The 221-nt window shown below is 44.8% G+C and carries 1 protein-coding gene; it reads right to left on the bottom strand.

The window, feature by feature from the left end:
- Positions 1-221 (bottom strand): hypothetical protein (locus QUA34_RS12575; protein ID WP_333386986.1); only part of this gene is annotated, 221 nt, incomplete at both ends.

Here is a 221-nt window from a genome sequence, read left to right as displayed (position 1 = left end):
GTAAAAGTAAGTGTGGCAGCGTCAGTAGTTGTTTGAGAAGTGTTACCAATGGCAAGAGTAACATCGCCTGTTGGTTGTGATGTTAAAACTGCTGTGTAATTACCAGTTGCACCGCCTTCTGTAGCTGGGGTAGAAGTGGGAGTAATTGTGACTCCGGCAATATCGTTATCAGTGATATTAGCTGTCACAGCAGCGACGGGAATGCTGTTGTAATTGGTATC

The sequence above is a fragment of the Microcoleus sp. POL10_C6 genome, from assembly GCF_036701585.1.
Lineage (GTDB): Bacteria > Cyanobacteriota > Cyanobacteriia > Cyanobacteriales > Microcoleaceae > Microcoleus.
The sequence above is the reverse complement of the archived record's forward strand: the minus strand, read 5'-3'. Positions and strand labels throughout refer to the sequence as shown.